15 protein-coding genes and 1 tRNA gene are annotated in these 18245 nt (G+C 38.1%); 11 read left to right on the top strand and 5 right to left on the bottom strand.

Going from position 1 to position 18245, the window contains the following annotated elements; translation table 11 throughout:
* Nucleotides 1-15 precede the first annotated feature (15 nt).
* From ACFSFW_RS18375 to aac(6'), 4 genes are all read left to right on the top strand, one after another.
* The gene (locus ACFSFW_RS18375; protein ID WP_388040396.1) at nucleotides 16-3258 is read left to right on the top strand and encodes a chondroitinase family polysaccharide lyase; all 3243 of its coding nucleotides are present in this window, start codon (nucleotides 16-18) and stop codon (nucleotides 3256-3258) included.
* A gap of 124 nt (nucleotides 3259-3382) precedes the next feature.
* Nucleotides 3383-4396, top strand: a complete 1014-nt coding sequence (locus tag ACFSFW_RS18380; protein WP_388040398.1) for a macro domain-containing protein — start codon at nucleotides 3383-3385, stop codon at nucleotides 4394-4396.
* Nucleotides 4397-4479: 83 nt separating this feature from the next.
* Nucleotides 4480-5118 carry a vWA domain-containing protein gene (locus ACFSFW_RS18385; RefSeq protein WP_388040400.1) on the top strand — a complete coding sequence of 213 codons (639 nt, stop codon included), beginning with the start codon at nucleotides 4480-4482 and terminating at the stop codon, nucleotides 5116-5118.
* Between the two features lie 20 nt (nucleotides 5119-5138).
* Nucleotides 5139-5576, top strand: coding sequence for an aminoglycoside 6'-N-acetyltransferase (gene aac(6'), locus ACFSFW_RS18390; RefSeq protein ID WP_388040402.1), 438 nt, complete (start codon nucleotides 5139-5141; stop codon nucleotides 5574-5576).
* Nucleotides 5577-5629: 53 nt separating this feature from the next.
* Here aac(6') and ACFSFW_RS18395 read toward each other — a convergent pair whose 3' ends face one another.
* Nucleotides 5630-6079 carry a nucleoside deaminase gene (locus tag ACFSFW_RS18395; RefSeq protein WP_388040404.1) on the bottom strand — a complete coding sequence of 150 codons (450 nt, stop codon included), beginning with the start codon at nucleotides 6077-6079 and terminating at the stop codon, nucleotides 5630-5632.
* A gap of 248 nt (nucleotides 6080-6327) precedes the next feature.
* A complete protein-coding gene (locus tag ACFSFW_RS18400) occupies nucleotides 6328-6957 on the bottom strand; it encodes a hypothetical protein (RefSeq protein ID WP_388040406.1) in 630 nt (209 codons plus the stop codon).
* A 166-nt stretch (nucleotides 6958-7123) separates the two neighbouring features.
* On the opposite strand from ACFSFW_RS18400, the gene ACFSFW_RS18405 reads away from it, so the two are divergent.
* Complete coding sequence (locus tag ACFSFW_RS18405; protein ID WP_388040408.1) at nucleotides 7124-7654, top strand: DUF6241 domain-containing protein; 531 nt, start codon at nucleotides 7124-7126, stop codon at nucleotides 7652-7654.
* Nucleotides 7655-7922: 268 nt separating this feature from the next.
* Entirely contained in the window at nucleotides 7923-9176 is a 1254-nt protein-coding gene (locus ACFSFW_RS18410; protein ID WP_388040410.1) for a S8 family peptidase, read from the top strand.
* 48 nt (nucleotides 9177-9224) lie between these two features.
* Here the strand turns inward: ACFSFW_RS18410 and ACFSFW_RS18415 are convergent, their stop codons facing one another.
* A complete protein-coding gene (locus ACFSFW_RS18415) occupies nucleotides 9225-9557 on the bottom strand; it encodes an ArsR/SmtB family transcription factor (RefSeq protein ID WP_099353283.1) in 333 nt (110 codons plus the stop codon).
* A 21-nt stretch (nucleotides 9558-9578) separates the two neighbouring features.
* Nucleotides 9579-11336 carry a SulP family inorganic anion transporter gene (locus tag ACFSFW_RS18420; RefSeq protein WP_388040412.1) on the bottom strand — a complete coding sequence of 586 codons (1758 nt, stop codon included), beginning with the start codon at nucleotides 11334-11336 and terminating at the stop codon, nucleotides 9579-9581.
* 534 nt (nucleotides 11337-11870) lie between these two features.
* Here ACFSFW_RS18420 and ACFSFW_RS18425 point away from each other — a divergent pair.
* Nucleotides 11871-11944, top strand: a tRNA-Gly gene (locus ACFSFW_RS18425).
* A 68-nt stretch (nucleotides 11945-12012) separates the two neighbouring features.
* Here the strand turns inward: ACFSFW_RS18425 and ACFSFW_RS18430 are convergent.
* The gene (locus ACFSFW_RS18430) at nucleotides 12013-12678 is read right to left on the bottom strand and encodes a B3/B4 domain-containing protein (RefSeq protein WP_304214756.1); all 666 of its coding nucleotides are present in this window, start codon (nucleotides 12676-12678) and stop codon (nucleotides 12013-12015) included.
* Between the two features lie 100 nt (nucleotides 12679-12778).
* On the opposite strand from ACFSFW_RS18430, the gene queG reads away from it, so the two are divergent.
* The 4 genes from queG to ACFSFW_RS18450 all read left to right on the top strand — a co-directional run bounded on the left by queG (nucleotide 12779) and on the right by ACFSFW_RS18450 (nucleotide 18243).
* Nucleotides 12779-13912, top strand: a complete 1134-nt coding sequence (gene queG, locus ACFSFW_RS18435) for a tRNA epoxyqueuosine(34) reductase QueG (protein ID WP_304214754.1) — start codon at nucleotides 12779-12781, stop codon at nucleotides 13910-13912.
* A 305-nt stretch (nucleotides 13913-14217) separates the two neighbouring features.
* Nucleotides 14218-15102 (top strand): amidase domain-containing protein, encoded by an 885-nt coding sequence (locus tag ACFSFW_RS18440; RefSeq protein ID WP_388040415.1) that lies wholly within the window; start codon nucleotides 14218-14220, stop codon nucleotides 15100-15102.
* Nucleotides 15103-15385: 283 nt separating this feature from the next.
* Nucleotides 15386-15859, top strand: coding sequence for a tRNA (uridine(34)/cytosine(34)/5-carboxymethylaminomethyluridine(34)-2'-O)-methyltransferase TrmL (gene trmL / locus ACFSFW_RS18445; RefSeq protein ID WP_388040416.1), 474 nt, complete (start codon nucleotides 15386-15388; stop codon nucleotides 15857-15859).
* 488 nt (nucleotides 15860-16347) lie between these two features.
* Complete coding sequence (locus tag ACFSFW_RS18450; RefSeq protein ID WP_304214748.1) at nucleotides 16348-18243, top strand: PrkA family serine protein kinase; 1896 nt, start codon at nucleotides 16348-16350, stop codon at nucleotides 18241-18243.
* The last annotated feature ends 2 nt before the right edge of the window (nucleotides 18244-18245 follow it).

The raw sequence follows: 18245 nt of genomic DNA on the forward strand, positions 1-18245 counted from the left end.
AAGGGGAGAGTATGGGTGAAGAAATTAAAGAATGAATACCAGGGACAGTTTCAGCGAGAAATAGACAAGCTAACAGCACCTATCTTAACAAAGAGAGGGTATGGGAAAAAAGTCATCGCGTTATCGTTAACAGCTACTTTGGCGATGCCACTAGTCGTCCTTGGGCCACAACCACAGGTTTCAAAGGTACATGCGGAAGTGATTCAGGAGGAATCAAACCAAGAGGTTTTAGTAAAAAGGGCTTACCAGATGGAACAGGATGCTAAAGCACTCGGAATTCCATTATTTTTGTTTGAAGATGGTATCCCTAAGACCTTTACTTCCAAAGAGGGAACACTTGAAATCACAGATGAGCACTCGAAGGATGGACGACAGGCATTGAAATGGAATTTTCATAATGGGTCAAAACTCACGGTAAAAGAAAAGATTAACTTTAAACCGTTTGTTGAAAATAATCAGGACCAATCGATCGATACTTTTGTTGTCTGGGTTTATAATGAAAAACCTGTAGACGATGTTGCAACCTTCCAATTTGGTAGAGGAAATAAGGTGGATAGCTGGTTTGAAATGGATCTTAATTTTACGGGCTGGCGTACTGCTTGGGTTTCCTTTGAACGTGATATGGAAGGGACGCCACATCCTCAAATGAATCGGATGACAATTGTTGCACCAGAATCTAAATCAGGCACCCTATATTTTGACTCGATGATGCTCTCCACACCTCTTGATCCACGTCATCACACACCAGACCGGCAAGTACCGTTTGTGAATCCAGCTGTTATGGAAGCCGCAAATAGTCACTGGCTCGGCTTGCTGCACTATTCGAGATTAACACCACCAGAACCTCAATCAGAAATTTCAGATTCTGCAATAGCAGGTATTCGTGCTATTGAAGAGAAGTTTACAGAATTAGTTTTCAAAAAGCAAAAAGTAACAGAGTCATTGCTAAATGATATTCGTAACGAATATGCCTCATTCGGTATAAATCGCACCGATGAAGGAAGTATCCGTGGGGGCTCCTTGTTCATGCCGCATTTTGACCAAATTCCGGCACCACTAAAAGAGGACTTCAAAAACTTAAGCAATACAGTTGATCTTAGAAAATACACTGATTTTATGCAAGTAGTTGCGAATACGTACCTCTCTACAGAGGATGAAAATGAAAAAAATGAACTAAAGACAATGTACATAGATTTAGCAGATCATTTGGCAGATCAAGGCTGGATTGATGGCAGTTCGCAGGGAACCATGCATCACCTTGGATATAACATTCGCGGCTTCTATACATCCGCTTTCCTTATGCGGGACGTGTTACATGAAGCTGATCGCTTAGAACGAACCCAAAAAACGATATTTTGGTTGAGTGGTGCAGGTAAGATATATACTCCTAAGGAAGACGTAGTAGGGAATATTGATATTTTAAATACGACATTAAATGGAATGCTTGCTAGCATCCTAGTTCAAGAGGATTCAGTGGAAAAGATACGAGATATGGATAGTTTTTCAGCATGGTTATCTCAAGGACTTCGACCTGCAAAAGGATTAGATGCTGCATTTAAGAAGGATGGTTCTGCTTATCACCATGCAAACCATTATCCTGCATATGCTAATGATGCGTTTAAAGGTGTTACACCGATTATGTATGTACTTTCAAATTCGCCTTTTAGGGTTGCAGAAGATGCCCATGAAACACTGAAAAAAGCCTTGCTGTCGATGCGTTTGTATTCTAATAAAACGCAGTGGTTAATTAGTGTAGCGGGGCGCCACCCAACTGGAACTCAAGGATTGGTCTTGCCTCCTTATAGATATATGGCATTAGCAGGAACACCGGATGGGAAAGAGGAAATTGATCGTGAGGTAGCTGCCGCATACTTGAGACTAGCTGATAAGGAAGATGCGACGGTACGTGAGTTTAAGAAGTTAGGAGTTGCAGCAGAGGAAGATCCAAATGGATATTGGTCCATGAACTATGCAAATCTTGGTATACATCGCCGTGATAATTGGCTTGTAGGTGTTAAAGGATATAGTCGTTATTTATGGGGGAATGAAACCTATCAAAACGCCAATCTATATGGTCGTTATATGTCCTATGGTCAAATGCAAATAATGGGTTCATATAATCATAAGGATAGCGGTTATGTCCAAGAAGGTTGGGATTGGAATCGTTGGCCTGGAACAACAACGATTCATTTGCCACTTGATAAATTACGTTCAGATGTACGAAACGTTGACGAATTTAGTGGGTTTGAGGAAATGTTGTTATCTGACGAAACGTATTCGGGTAGCCTCGGTTTACAAGGGCAAAACGGTATGTTTGCGATGAAGCTCCATGAGCATCCAAAATATGATGAGACTCATCGTGCACGAAAATCTTATTTCTTCTTTGACAATCGGATTGTTGCACTTGGATCTGACATTGAGAATGAGAATAGTGAGTATCCGACAGAAACCACGCTATTCCAAAATCATATGAAAGCAGATAATGAACCAGTCTGGATGTCATCAACTGGGGAGATTACAAATTTCCCTTACAGAGATAATCTTACACTTTCAGATAATGCATGGTTAATCGATAATAAGGATAATGGATTCTATGTACCTGCAGGACAAACACTTGCAGTTAGTCGATCTGAACAGCAGTCTAAGGATCAAAAAGATGGTTCAGAAACATCAGGAACCTTTTCAACAGCATGGATTGATCATGGTCATGCTCCTAAAGATGGAAAATATCAATATGCTGTACTGGTTAAAACAAAAGCTGAGGAAATGAAGGCATTTGCTGAGGCCATGGAAAACGCTGATCTAGCTCCTTATCATGTTCTACAACAAGACCGGAATGCACATATTGTCCATGACCAAGCAACTGGAATCACTGGATATGCGTTATTTGAGGTTAATAATGCTATTAAGCATGGAATTGTGAAAGCTGCTGATACTCCATCCATGGTAATGACAAAAATGGAAGGCGAGAAGCTCTTCTTAAGTGCTGTCGATCCTGATCTACGTCTCTATGAAGGGATTGAAGAGGACCAATATGATGAAAATGGCGTACAAAAAGAAGTAAGTATTTATTCACGGACATGGCGCCATTCCGAAAGTAAAATGAAGCAAATGAAGATAACGATTGAAGGGGAATGGGAGTTAGGAACAACCGATGACCGAATTCGTATCTTATCCGCTTCCAATGGACAAACCGTTATAGAATTTGATAGCAAAGACGCAGAGCCAATGGAAATACAACTACTCCCTAAGGGATAAGATTTATAGTAAAATAATGGGACAGAGGGACAGGTACCTCGTCCCATTTTTTATTTATTTTGGGACAATGGACCTGTCCCCGTGACCCACAAGGCCGGTTTCTAAGGGAAAGGAGCAGATTGTCATGCCGTTGGAGATTGTTCGGAATGATATTACGAAGATGAAGGTCGATGCGATCGTGAATGCTGCGAACACAGAGCTGAAGATGGGTGGAGGTGTGTGTGGAGCGATATTTCATGCTGCGGGTGCAGACGAACTCCAAGCAGCTTGTGATGAAATTAGTAGCTGCTCAGTAGGAAATGCAGTTATCACTGATGCTTTTAATTTGCCAGCAAAATTTATCATCCATACTCCTGGGCCGATTTGGCAAGGGGGTTCTAAGAAAGAGGCAAAGCTCTTACAATCCTCTTATACACAATCATTAGAGCTTGCTAATCAGCATAAATGCAAATCCGTCGCGTTTCCACTGATATCAACAGGTATCTATGGTTACCCAAAAGAAGAAGCTCTACAAATCGCGGTATCGACGATTAGCTCATATTTGATGGACAATGAGATGGTTGTCTATCTCGTCGTTTTTGATAAAGCATCTTTTGGTGTTAGTAAAAAGTTGTTTGCTTCCATAAACCAGTATATAGACGAACACTATGTAGATGAAATGGAAACGACATTTAGCCGTGCTAGAAACAATGAACTTTATAATGCCGAACCAATTGAAGAAACGGACGAACTCGAACTCTACGAAATCGAAGAAAGCCTTCAGGTTGATAGCAGTTTAGCTGATATCGTCAACCAATTAGATGAATCATTTTCCGAAAGACTCCTTCGTTTAATTGATGAACGAGGAATGACTGATGCTGAAACGTATAAGCGAGCAAATATTGATCGTCGATTGTTCTCCAAAATTCGCAAAGATGAAGGCTACGCCCCTAAAAAGAAAACAGCGATTGCCTTTGCGATTGCATTACAATTAGACGTTGATGAAACCATTCATTTATTGTCTGCCGCTGGTTACACATTGACCCATAGCAGCAAATTTGACGTTATCATTGAATTCTTTATTAAACAAGCAAAATATAATATTCATGAAATCAATGAAGCTTTATTTATGTTCGACCAGCCATTATTAGGTGCTTAAAAATGTCGCTTTTGAAGCGACCAACATTGTTCCAAATCTTGTTATCCTTACGATGTAATCAAATACGAACGGAGGATAACAAGATGAAAACAGAATTAGTGTTTATTTTAGATAAGAGTGGATCAATGGCAGGACTTGAAGCTGATACAATTGGTGGTTACAATTCGATGCTAAAGAAACAAAAGAAGGCAGAAGGGGAAGCTTTTGTCACCACAGTCTTATTCAATCACGATTATGAATTATTGCATGACAGAATCAATGTGAAGGGAATTTCATCAATCACTGAAAAAGATTACGAGGTTAGTGGTACCACTGCATTATTAGATGCAATCGGTTTTACAATCCAAAAAATAAACAATGTTCAAAAACACACGAGCAAAAATGAACGAGCTGAAAAAGTACTATTTGTAATTACAACAGATGGAATGGAAAATGCAAGCCGTGAATTTACAGCAGATAAAATCAAAAAAATGGTTCAGTACCAAAAAGAGAAATATGGATGGGAATTCATGTTTTTAGGTGCAAATATTGATGCGGTTTCAACTGCAGCACAGTTTGGGATTGATGAGGATTATGCCGTTGACTACCATGCAGACGAACAAGGAACACAATTGAACTATCAAATGGTAAGTGAGGCAGTCACAAACTTGCGAAGCGGGAAGAAAATAGACCGAAGCTGGAAGGAAGAAATCGAACGTGATTATAGCCGACGTTCAAGATAGTAGAAACTAAAGGAGGAATTATGGAAATAGTAAAGGCTACTGATAATGATGTAAAAGCTATTACGAAACTTGCATTGCTGTTATGGCCAGATATTGTAGAAAATGAATTAACCAGTGAGTTTTCTGAGCTAATTCTTGACCAAAAGGCGATTATTTTTTTAGCTAAGGCAGAGAATGTTGCAATTGGTTTTGCTCAATGTCAATTACGAATAGATTATGTTGAGGGAACTGAAAGCAGCCCTGTAGGATATCTTGAAGGTATTTTTGTAAAAGAACAATACAGGAGGATAGGTGTTGCTAAACAGCTTTTATCGGCTTGTGAAAAATGGGCAAAGAGTAAAGGGTGTAAAGAATTTGCAAGTGACGTTGAACTTGAGAATAATGTAAGCTTGAATTTTCACTTAAGAAATGGATTTCAAGAAGCGAATCGAATTATATGTTTAACTAAAAAACTTTAAAAAAATGCCTGTCCACAGCTTTAATTATCGGGGACAGGCATAATCATAACTTATCAATTTTGCTTCCATTGTAACATCGGGTTTTCTTGCCCATTCAGCAACTTCATTTGTGTCATTTGGAGAGTGCGTTCTTCTCTTTGTTTCTTTAATTCTTCATAAATAAATGTAGACTTTCCTAATCCTACTTCTACAGCATCATCAACTGATTGACAAAAGTACACTTTTTCAATTCCAGCAAAATACATGGCCGTCATACACATCGGACATGGCTCACCACTGGCATACATCGTATAGCCTGATAGTTCATTCGTTTGAAACCTTTCTTGTGCACGACGAATTGCAAGCAATTCAGCATGTCCACTGACATCATGTATTTTATGCAATTCGTTTACACCTTCAGATATGATCTCGTTATCCTTTACAAGAACTGCACCAAAAGGCTGTCCACCTTCATTTACATTTTGTAAGGCTAGTTCAACTGCCCGTTTCATAAATTGGTCCAACTTATTCTCCTCCAAGCCTTTTCATCTATTGTATCAAATCCTAGTCAAGGTATCCTTTTTAAGGTCTTTGATTTTTCTATCTGCATACCTTACAAACAGATATCCAAGGAAGAAGGTAAGAAAGCTTAATGCATAATCTAGAACCGTATGTTCAGCCTTCACAACACCGATCATTTTCAACACTATATCATAAGCAATATAGCAAACAATAATAATAAAATACCAGCCATTTCTTGAATTAACAATGCTTAAAAAAGCAAGTAAAATGGCAAAAACAAGACCAGTGACTGTTGTGATGGCAGAACACTACCTCGATGTACTTGCTCCAACCATTCGATATGGTAGGTTCTCAAATCAATAACTGCGTGGAGCAAAAAGTGTAGAGGAATAAATATTCCATAAAACGATAAAAGCAACGTTCCAAATTGAATCCATTTCTTTTTTAAATGTACCCACCAAAGTCTAGCAATAGGGAAATAAATAGCTAAACCAGCAACAGTATACCAAGGGATCCACCAATACGTTACAAATATACCCCATTTTGTAAAAATGAGTTCAATAAGGGTGAAAAATAGTGCCAACGGAATGCTCCAGTACCACCTACACCTCAAAACGACAAATAAGACTGCAAACGAAGGGAGCACAAGACCATTAACCATTGCACCTAAATGTGAATCTAATTCATTGTCTAACACACCTAGTTTATAAACATAAGCTTTACCCCAAAGATATACAAAGTAATCGAATAAAAGGGTAGTACCAGCTACAGTAAAATAAAGGATAAAAAGACGGCCTGACCTAACTTTCCAATATACAATTCCTAAAATTGCTAATCCTGAAATAAATAATAATAGATAAGCCCAAGCTCCAAGACTCAATAATATAAACCTCCGACTTGTTTGTAGGTATTTTTACCTATTTTTGTTATTCTAATACCTCACTTAATGCAAATAACGCCATTTAACCGATTATTTTATGCTAATATGGAAAATGGATACATAATACTTAAAAGTAAGAATATGGTGTTTTTTAGAGGGGGAAATGATGAAATTCTGGATAATAGGTTTTGTGGTTATAATAGCCGTTTCAGTAGGTTTGATGTTTAGTGTTTTTAATATGTTCGACAGTGATGATGATCAAAAAGCAGCCTCGTCATCAAAGCAGGAATCCAGTAATGTGAATGAGTTTAAGGAACAGACTAAGAAAATTGGTGGTATCACATACGAACTGAATATAAGCGAAACACCGAAAGAACATGAAGTAATTAAAGTGATGCATCATATGACCCATCAAAAGGTAAAAGCCGATGATAAATGGGGTGCAACACCGATGATTCCAAGTACCATCAATGAGATATATGATATCATTTCCAAAAGTGATTTTGCTAGAAAAGAAGAGCTCTTAGCAATTGCGGAACGATGGAAAAATGGAGATTTCAGTCGAGCCGATGATGATCATAATTATTTTTGGGACTATCAAAACGGATCCATTGGGAAAGCATATGGCTTATTGAATGAAACTGAAGAAAGAAGATTTATTCTCAATAATTTTGGTGATGAATATTTGCAAGATTAAAGGTTAGTTCGATATGAACTTGCCTTTTTTTAGTTCTATTATCCCTGATATTTTATTTTAAAAACGTGCTTTTGTACCAATGAAAGATGTAAGGGTTTCTATTATAATAAAGAAGCGAAACCTTCAAAAAAGTAAAAGGTGGTGAAAAGTTACAAGTTGTTATTCTTCCTGCCAATTTTCCTTCTAGTTTATCCAACTTCAATTTAACCCAAGATTATTGAAACTGATTCCATTCATTATCTACATAATATAGAAATGAGGGATGTTCTTGAAATCAATTTCAAAGCTACTATCAGTTTTCCTTATTGCGGTTATGTTTTATTCTCTTTTAGCTATTGGAGTGTTTGCTGCTCCCGAACAGAACGAGTCCTCGAACAATGAATTGCGCGTATTAATTCAACCACTCAATAAAAATGATAAATCAAAACTAAAGTCTACCTATGGTGCACGTTGGGATTTTGAATCAAAGGGCTTCACAACAACTGTTAATGAAAAACAGTATAATGCCTTATTAAAAAATAAAAATGTAAAGATAGAGCTTGTTAATCAAATTTCAATTGCTACAAAACCAAAAGCGGGAGGAGAAGTGGTACCTTCTGATCGCACCCCATGGGGAATCGAAGCAATCTATAATGACCCACAAATTGCCTCAACAGATGGTGGAGACAATATTAGAGTAGCAGTTTTAGATACTGGCACAAATGTTAATCATTCAGATTTACAAGCCAATGTTGAGCAATGCAAGGATTTTACCCAAAGAAAATCTCCAATAATTGATGGGTCATGTAACGATAAAAACGGACACGGAACACATGTAGCGGGAACTGTTTTAGCCAATGGAGGCAGTGGTAATGGAATATATGGAGTTGCGCCTGACGCAAAGCTATGGGCCTATCGAGTATTAGGGAACAGTGGCTTCGGCTATTCTGATGATATTGCTGCTGCCATTCGCCATGCTGCAGACGAAGGTAAGAAAAACGGAGTGAAAGTCGTAATCTCAATGTCTTTAGGTTCAAGCTCCAAGGATTCCTTAATTGCGGATGCTGTCACGTATGCTGTTAACAATGGAGCTTTAGTCGTTGCAGCTGCAGGAAATGAGGGGCCTGCACCGAATACAATTGGTTTTCCAGGAGGACTTCATAATGCGATTGCAGTAGCTGCCTTAGAGAATGTATTGCAAAATAATTCCTACCGTGTTGCCGATTTTTCTTCAAGAGGAAATCCAGATACTGATGGTGATTTTGTGATTGGAGAAAGAGATGTGGAATTATCAGCACCAGGTCGTGCCATTGAATCAACTTGGAGTGACGGTACGTACAACACAATCAGCGGTACATCAATGGCAACACCTCATATTTCAGGGTTAGCAGCAAAAATATGGGCAGAAAATCCAAGTATGACAAACCTACAATTAAGAACCGAATTGCAAAATCGTGCAAAGAGCAACGATATCACTGCCGGACAATATGCCGGAAATGGTGATGACATCGCTTCTGGATTCGGTTTCCCACTCGTTAAGTAAATTAAAAAAAACGGCTAAAATGGGTTCAATCATTTTAGCCGTTTTCTATTAGTTTTCATTTTCCCCGATTTTATCAAGTAGTGAAATAGTATCCACAAGATGATTATTAAAAATCTGTTTTGCCACCGAAAGAAGTTCCACAATCATTGGGTCTCTAAGTGAGTATATAACACGATTGCCGTCTTTCGTTCCATAGACAATATTTTTAGCACGGAGTACAGTTAGTTGCTGGGACACGGCTGACCCTTCACTTCCAATAAGGGTTTGAATTTCATTCACATTTTTATCTCCCTCAGCAAGAAGCTCTAGAATACGGATCCGCAATGGATGTGCGAGAGCTTTAAAAAAGTCAGCCTTGAATTGTTGCATTTCTAAATTCACTACCTTACCTCACTTTCTACATTAACTCATTGAAATACCTCTGCTTTTCACTACTTTTCCCTGGATTCCGGAGAGAGCCTGACATTCTTTGAAAGCAAAGTGTCTGCAACCCAAACATTTATTGTCGTTAATCTGGGTCAGTGCATAATCAATGGCATCGCCTGTATGCTCAAAAAAGTTTTCCTCTCCGATTACCTCATATAAACCTGTTTTATGAAGAACGCTTTTTGGTTGTGGTTTGATCCCTGAAATTAAAACAATACCTTGCTTTGAAAAATCCTGAACAATACTAGCTAATCGACCTTCTCCCGTTGTATCCATGAAAGGTACCCTGCTTAGTCGTAGAAGAAGAACCTTTGGTTTGTAATTGATTGAATTCATAATCTGTTGTTCAAAAGCCTGAGCAGCTCCGAAAAACAAAGGTCCTTCCACATTATAAATACTTATTTGTGGACAATCATGAGAATCAGTTACAACACGACTATCTACTTTTTCATGTTTTGATTCTGGGTTTGGCAAAGCTTTTTCCGTTACTATTATATCACTCATTCGCTTAGTAAAAAGTACAACTGCTAGAATGAGGCCTACCTGAACCGCAACAGTTAGATTCATAAAGACTGTTAGTAAAAAGGTGACAACGAGGACAAGAGAATCTCCCGTTTTTGTTTGTAGCACATGATAAAAAACACGGCGTTCACTCATATTCCAAGCAACCAGCATAATAATTGGGGCCATACTTGCTAAAGGAATTTTTGAAGCATATGGTGCAAATAAAAGTAAGACAAGCAAAACAACGACACCATGTATGACACCTGAAAAAGGTGATACAGCCCCCGTTTTAATGTTGGTGGCCGTTCTTGCAATGGCACCAGTTGCTGGAATTCCACCAAATAAAGGGGTAACCATATTAGCAATTCCCTGTCCAACTAATTCACGGTTACTATTATGCTTACTATTTGTCATTCCGTCAGCAACAACTGCAGAAAGAAGAGATTCAATTGCCCCTAACATTGCAATTACAAATGCGGGTTGAATCAACTGTTTGATTCGTTCAAATGTGATCTCAGGAAATTGAAAGCTTGGTAGTTTGCTAGGAATATCCCCAAATGTTGACCCAATCGTAGCGACCTGAGATGGGAAAAAAATAGTCGCGATACCAGTAGAAATAAGTAAAGCGATTAATGAACCAGGTACTTTAGGAAAGAGCTTTGGAGTTAACACAAGTACTACTAAACAAATCGTTGCTGTTAGAATGCTATAAATATTAATCTCACGAATATGAAAAATAATTTCTCTCATATTATCTAAAAAAAGTTCGTGTTTCTCAATCTTATCGAGGCCTAGAAAATTTGGTATCTGCCCAACAAAAATAATAATGGCAATTCCTGATGTAAATCCAATGGTAACCGGTCGTGGAATAAATTTGATTAAAGAACCAAGTTTAAAAATACCCATTAAGAATAGAAGTACACCCGCCATAAAACCAGCAATTAATAAATTTTCAAATCCATAGGTTGCGACAATTCCAAATAATATCGGAATAAAGGCACCAGTTGGTCCCCCGATTTGGTATTTGGAGCCTCCAAAGAGTGAAATAAGAATACCCGCGATGATGGTCGTGTAAATCCCATATTCAGGTTTGACGCCTGAAGCAATCGCGAATGCCATTCCAAGAGGAATTGCTATAATCCCAACAACAACGCCAGAAATAAGATCCTTTTGTAAAGAATGAACCGAATACCCTTTAAATCTCCCTGAAAAAGCCCACTTATGTAGCATGTTTATCCTTCCTTCTGAATAATAGAATATCTGATTATTTGAATATACATATGAATCTACTCCTAAACATCTATAAAGTCAAAACAAATTTATGAAAAGAAAAAGGGCTGCCATGAAGGAATCAGGCAGTCCTAAAAAAATATTATTATTCTGATAAAAATTATTAATGTGGGGTGTAGCGTTAACTATGTAAATATGGTGAAAATAATTTTGATATTGCTATTGCAAAATAATAATGAGGTGTATATAATAAGTCAAGTAGTCAGTTGGTAAAAAAACTTCGACAAAAAGTTACAAAACCTATTGCACATCATTTACAAACTTGTTATAATAATCACATAATTGATTAACGAACTTCATATTATTTTAAATGTGCGGGTGTAGTTTAATGGTAAAACCTCAGCCACGAGCATAGCTTCAATGAATTTGCTGCGAGTTGCCTCGACGCATTTACATCTTGAATCATCTGGCAGAGGAAGAGGCATGTAAGGCCCGAAAGACGTACTGAATACTTAATAAACTTAATATCTATGTGCGGGTGTAGTTTAATGGTAAAACCTCAGCCTTCCAAGCTGATGTCGTGAGTTCGATTCTCATCACCCGCTCCATACATATATAACGCAGTGTTTCGTTTCTTAGATAAACGAAGTGTTGCGTTTTTTATTTTGTACAGATTTTACACAACTAAAAAGGACTCAGCCGAGCCACCATGTACTTGTGTGAACATCGCACCTAGGGAAGTCAGTAATTTTTCACAGCTATTATTTTGTAGAGATGGCTTCAAATACACAATTTGAATGGCATGTTTAGTTTCGATTGTTACAGCCGTTCTCTCGGAATCGACATAAGGGCTTCCAAATGCTCCTGTCTCATCGCTGGATAAAATTTTATCCTTCAACGAAATGGTTCTCCCATTAATCCCTAAATACTCGTCACCTAGTTGTCCCACACGGATTTCAATATCTCCGTTGATTTTATTTGAATCATAAATCCCTATTGGTATTTCATACTGCATCGAAAAGAAATTGTTTAAGTCAGCAGCGGAGTGTATGGAGTTCAAATAGTTTTGTTTTTGAATCCGACGATAGATTGCCTCAACAGATGGACGATATCGATTTGGATCTGTACCTGCTTGCTTAAAAATCTCTCTCCACTCAGCGATTCCTTGAAAATCAGTTACATGTTTGTCCTCTAAATCAAAAAAAAGCGATTCTTGAAAGGTCTGTAATCTGCCACGAATCATTTGTGGAGAATCGCCAACTTCGATATGATCGTATTGAATAATTCCTACTTTAAAGTCAGGAACAAGTTCCTTTAAATGTGGCGAAATCTTAATTTCCATCATTTATCCCTCCAAAAATTATTGTAAATAGTGTACCATAAATCCTAGTAATTCATTAAATAGAACGGCTTACAAGTCCAAAGAAGGGAGGTTCCAAGACTTGGACACTATACAACTACAACAAGAAATCATTGATTATAGTAAAACGATTGGAATCGATAAAATTGGCTTTGCGAGTGCTTCGCCATTTGAAGAATTAAAATCACGACTATTACGGCAACAGGAATTAGGCTATCAATCGGGATTTGAACCAAAAGATATTGAAAAAAGAACAAACCCAGAGCTCCTTTTACCTGGTGCGAAGTCTATTATTGCGATAGCACTGGCTTATCCAGCAAAGCTAAAGGATGCACCAAGGAGTACACGAAACGAACGTCGAGGTTTGTTTGCACGTGCCTCTTGGGGAGAGGATTACCACCATATTTTACGGGACAGGTTACAAAAGCTTGAGGCGTTTATCAAGGAAAAGTTGCCTGAGGCTAAACTCCAATCGATGGTTGATACAGGGGAGTTATCTGACCGTGCTGTGGCAGAGAGAGCAGGGATCGGTTGGAGTGGAAAAAACTGTGCAATTATTACACCTGAGTTCGGATCATACGTATATTTAGGGGAAATGGTTACGAATATCCCTTTCGTACCTGATTCGCCAATTGAGGATCAATGTGGTTCATGTCGAGCATGTCTTGATGCTTGTCCAACGGGTGCTTTGGTGCAGGGTGGACAAATCAATGCACAAAGATGTGTTAGCTTCTTAACGCAAACAAAAGACTTTATCCCGGACGAGTTCCGTACGAAAATTGGAAATCGGCTGTATGGCTGTGATTCTTGTCAGACAGCATGTCCGAAAAACAAAGGAATTGACTTTCATTTTCATGAGGAAATGAAGCCGGTGCCTGAGGTCGTTAAGCCATTGTTAAAACCGATTTTATCGATTAGTAATCGTGATTTTAAGGAAACATTTGGTTCACTGTCGGGGTCTTGGAGAGGGAAAAAACCAATCCAACGAAATGCAATTATTGCACTTGGCCACTTTAAGGATAGCAGTGCGATTCCTGAATTAACAAAAGTCTTAAAGGATGACCCAAGACCAGTACTGCGGGGTACTGCTGCATGGGCATTAGGAAAAATAGGCGACGAAAGTGCAATTGAAATCTTAAAAGATGCTAGTCTGAAAGAGAAGGACGAACAAGTTCTACAAGAAATCGAAAAAGGTTTGAATATGTTAATCAACTAAAAAGGATGCGATGGCGCATCCTTTTTTTGTAAAATTTTAACCCTATAGTCTGAGTCTTGATAGAGGGTTGTTTCTGACACAGAAACGAATAAACCCATAGTCTGAGTTCCGATGAATGTGAGAATGGGACAATCTACAATAGGTGGAAAGAGATTGATGATGTAATAATGCAACACCTACCTTGTAATAGTCGCTAATATTAAATAAGACAAATCTTAAACGCAAGTCCAGATCACAAACAATAAAATATTTTCACGAATTCCTTCATATTGTGTAATATCACAACCTGAAGGTGGTGTTGGAAGTTGAAGTCGACTTTAGCAAAAGTAATTGAGGCAAAGGCTCAATTATTAGTTGGAAATCAACGAAGTGTTTCTTCTGTTAGTTTGCCAGTAAAGGACCTTGAGTTTATTCAGAGGAAAAAAGAACTTCTAGATAAACGTTCAGCTGAGATCGTGAAATGCAATACAAATGGCCAAATCATCAGTAAAAATGAAGTGGATGGAAAGGTCCATCTCAATTATCTTGTTCATTACCAATATTTAATTCGTCAAAATAAAAATCTGTACGTCGAGGAGCACTGTGAAGAAAGAAGGGCTGTATTTACATTAAATAAATTAATCAGTGATGAAGAGGTTCCAAAAGAAATTGACACTCATCATGAAGCGATGGATCGTGAAACCCAAGAAGAAGACGATCGGGATTTTAAATATAACCGGCTTGCAGCGGTTCAATACGCGGAGCGCTGGTGGAATGATTACAACCCAAAATACAAAAAGTTTGAAGATAATTGTACGAATTTTATTTCGCAATGTCTCCGTGCCGGGGGCTCGCCGATGTACGGACATCCTAATCGCAGTAAAGGCTGGTGGTGGCAAAATAATAATTGGAGTTTTAGCTGGTCTGTCGCTAATGCTTTGAGATGGTATTTAAGTGGATCACAAAAAGGTCTTCAAGCAAAAGAAGTATCCTCCCCGAAGCAGCTTTTACTGGGTGATTTGATTTGCTATGACTTTGAAGGAGATGGGCGTTTTAATCATAATACGATTGTCGTGGCGAAGGATATTGAAGGTTATCCACTCGTTAATGCTCAGTCGCAAAACAGCCGAATGAGGTATTGGTCCTATTATGATTCAACAGCCTATACACCGAATATTAAATATAAGTTTTTTCATATCATAAATAACTAATAACTTTATTCAGTAGAAGCCCCTTAACTGTCCGTGTGGAATCAAGAAAATAAGATATACTATTTAGTGGGGTTCAAACCCTGGCTGAATAAAGTTACAGCCTCCGGCGGATGCCACGATTTTTCAAAGGAAATTTTTCGAGCGGTAAGTTCAAAGACTAAGAACGCCACTTCCTGTGGCAACGTCTTTATGACCCACATCGTGTGGGCCTAAAAATCGGGTGCAAATACGCCAAGGCGTATTTGATTTCTTTTTGGTATAATAACGATTGAGGTGAAGGAAAGTGGGACTACACGTCGTATTATACCAACCAGAGATTCCTGCAAATACAGGGAATATCGCGCGTACATGTGCAGCAACAGGGACAACTTTACATTTAATTGGGCCCATGGGATTTTCAACTGAGGACAAAATGCTTAAGCGTGCTGGTCTGGATTATTGGGAGTTTGTAAAGATTCATTATTACGATTCTTTAGAGGAGCTTTTTAAAAAATACCAGGATGGAGAATTTTACTTTATTACAAAGTTTGGACAGAAAGCATATTCATCCTTTGATTATAGTGATTTACAAAAGGATCATTTCTTCGTATTTGGAAAAGAAACAACCGGGCTACCTAAGGAACTCATCGAAAAAAATATGGAACGGGCTCTCCGACTGCCAATGACAGAAAATGTCCGCTCTTTAAATTTATCAAATACCGCAGCAATTGTAGTATACGAAGCTTTAAGACAACAAAACTATCCTGGACTAACTTAAAAAAATGACCTCTACCCATTGGCAGAGGTCATTTTCTTATTATTTTTTGTTTACGCTTGGCTTATCTTCATACCCACCCGTAAAGATAGCTGCTAAAAATGTAACAATAACACCTAAAATTAACAATAATTTCATGTGTTTTTCCTCCTTTATGTATGAAGCTCAAAAATAACCTTCAAAAAAGATACCTAGGTGTATTATAACCTAATTTCAATTTTGTGTGAATGTTATCTATGGACAAATTGTAAACATTTTCTCACCTTTTAAAAACAGGTACATAGACTTTATAAACTCCTTTTACATTGTATCCCCTTATTTTTCCTAAATTATTTTCATTTTGTCCAATCAAGAATACTAGGGGAATTTTTCTTATAATTCAGAATAGGACATGTTGAATTTTGTAAGATTAAAGCATGTTAAAGGACATCCTCGCATACATTTTATTAAACCGTGCAAGAGACAACAAAGATGGAGGAGGCCCCTAATTAATGGATATCTTAAAAAAGATAGAACAATTTCGTGAAGAGGAACAACGTTTGAAGTGGGAAGGAACCTTCGCTGATTATTTAGAACTACTAAAGGAAAAGCCATGGGTTGCTCAGTCTGCTCATTCCAGAGTTTATAATATGATTAAAGACGCAGGGATTGAAGAGGAAAATGGAAAGCGCAAATATAAGTTCTTCGACCACCAACTATTTGGTTTAGAGGAAGCACTTGAGCGACTAGTCGAAGAATATTTTCATCCAGCAGCAAAACGACTTGATGTTCGTAAGCGAATTTTATTATTGATGGGTCCTGTTAGCGGTGGTAAATCTACATTGGTTTCAATGTTAAAACGAGGTTTAGAAACATACTCACATACTGAAAGAGGCGCGGTTTATGCAATCAAAGGCTGCCCGATGCATGAAGACCCACTGCACCTTATTCCTCATCATTTAAGAGAGGACTTCTTCGATGAGTACGGGGTTCGAATTGAAGGTAATTTATCGCCACTAAATATGATGAGATTGCAGGAAGAGTACGGAGGCAGGATTGAGGATGTTAGAGTTGAACGAATATTCTTGTCCGAGGATAAGCGTGTAGGAATTGGAACCTTTAGCCCTTCAGATCCAAAATCTCAGGATATTGCTGATTTAACTGGAAGTATTGATTTTTCAACAATTGCTGAGTTTGGTTCAGAATCAGACCCACGTGCCTATCGCTTTGATGGAGAATTAAACAAAGCGAACCGTGGAATGATGGAATTCCAAGAGATGTTAAAGTGTGATGAAAAATTCCTCTGGCACTTACTATCCTTAACACAAGAGGGTAATTTTAAAGCAGGAAGATTTGCGTTAATTTCAGCAGATGAACTGATCGTCGCACATACAAACGAAACAGAGTATCGTTCCTTTATTTCGAATAAGAAAAATGAAGCGTTACATTCACGTATCATTGTTATGCCAGTTCCTTATAATTTACGTGTTTCTGAGGAAGAGCGTATATATGCAAAGATGATTAAGGAAAGTGATGTGCGCGATGTTCATATTGCACCACATACTTTTAGAGTGGCAGCAATGTTTACGATTTTAACAAGATTAAAAGCCCCTAAAAAAGGCGATATCGATATTATTAAAAAGATGAGATTGTATGATGGTGAAAGTGTCGAAGGTTTCAATGCAGTTGATGTGGAGGAGCTTCGAAAGGAATATCAAGATGAGGGCATGAGTGGTATCGACCCGCGTTACGTCATTAACCGGATATCATCCACGATTATACGAAAAGAAAACCCATCCATTAATGCATTGGATGTATTGCGTTCCTTAAAGGATGGCCTTGAACACCATCCATCCATTTCGAATGAAGACCGTGAGCGCTATTTAAATTTCATCTCAATTGCGAGACGTGAATATGACGATATTGCGAAGAAAGAGGTTCAAAAGGCATTTGTTTATTCGTATGAAGAGTCTGCGAAGACATTAATGGATAACTATCTAGATAATGTTGAAGCATACTGTAATAAAAACAAACTTCGCGATCCGTTAACCGGAGAAGAAATGAATCCAGATGAAAAGCTTATGCGTTCGATTGAGGAGCAAATTGGAATCTCTGAAAATGCTAAGAAGGCATTTAGAGAGGAAATCCTTATTCGTATCTCTGCATATGCACGTAAAGGAAGAAGATTTGATTACAACTCACATGAACGTCTTCGAGAGGCAATTCAAAAGAAATTATTTGCGGACTTAAAAGACGTTGTGAAAATCACTACTTCTACAAAAACACCTGATGAGCAACAGCTGAAGAAGGTTAATGAGGTTGTGGCAAGATTAATTGATGAGCACGGTTATAATTCAACATCCGCGAATGAACTACTACGTTATGTAGGAAGCTTATTGAACCGATAATC

The sequence above is a fragment of the Ferdinandcohnia salidurans genome, from assembly GCF_042680725.1.
Lineage (GTDB): Bacteria > Bacillota > Bacilli > Bacillales > Bacillaceae_L > Ferdinandcohnia > Ferdinandcohnia salidurans.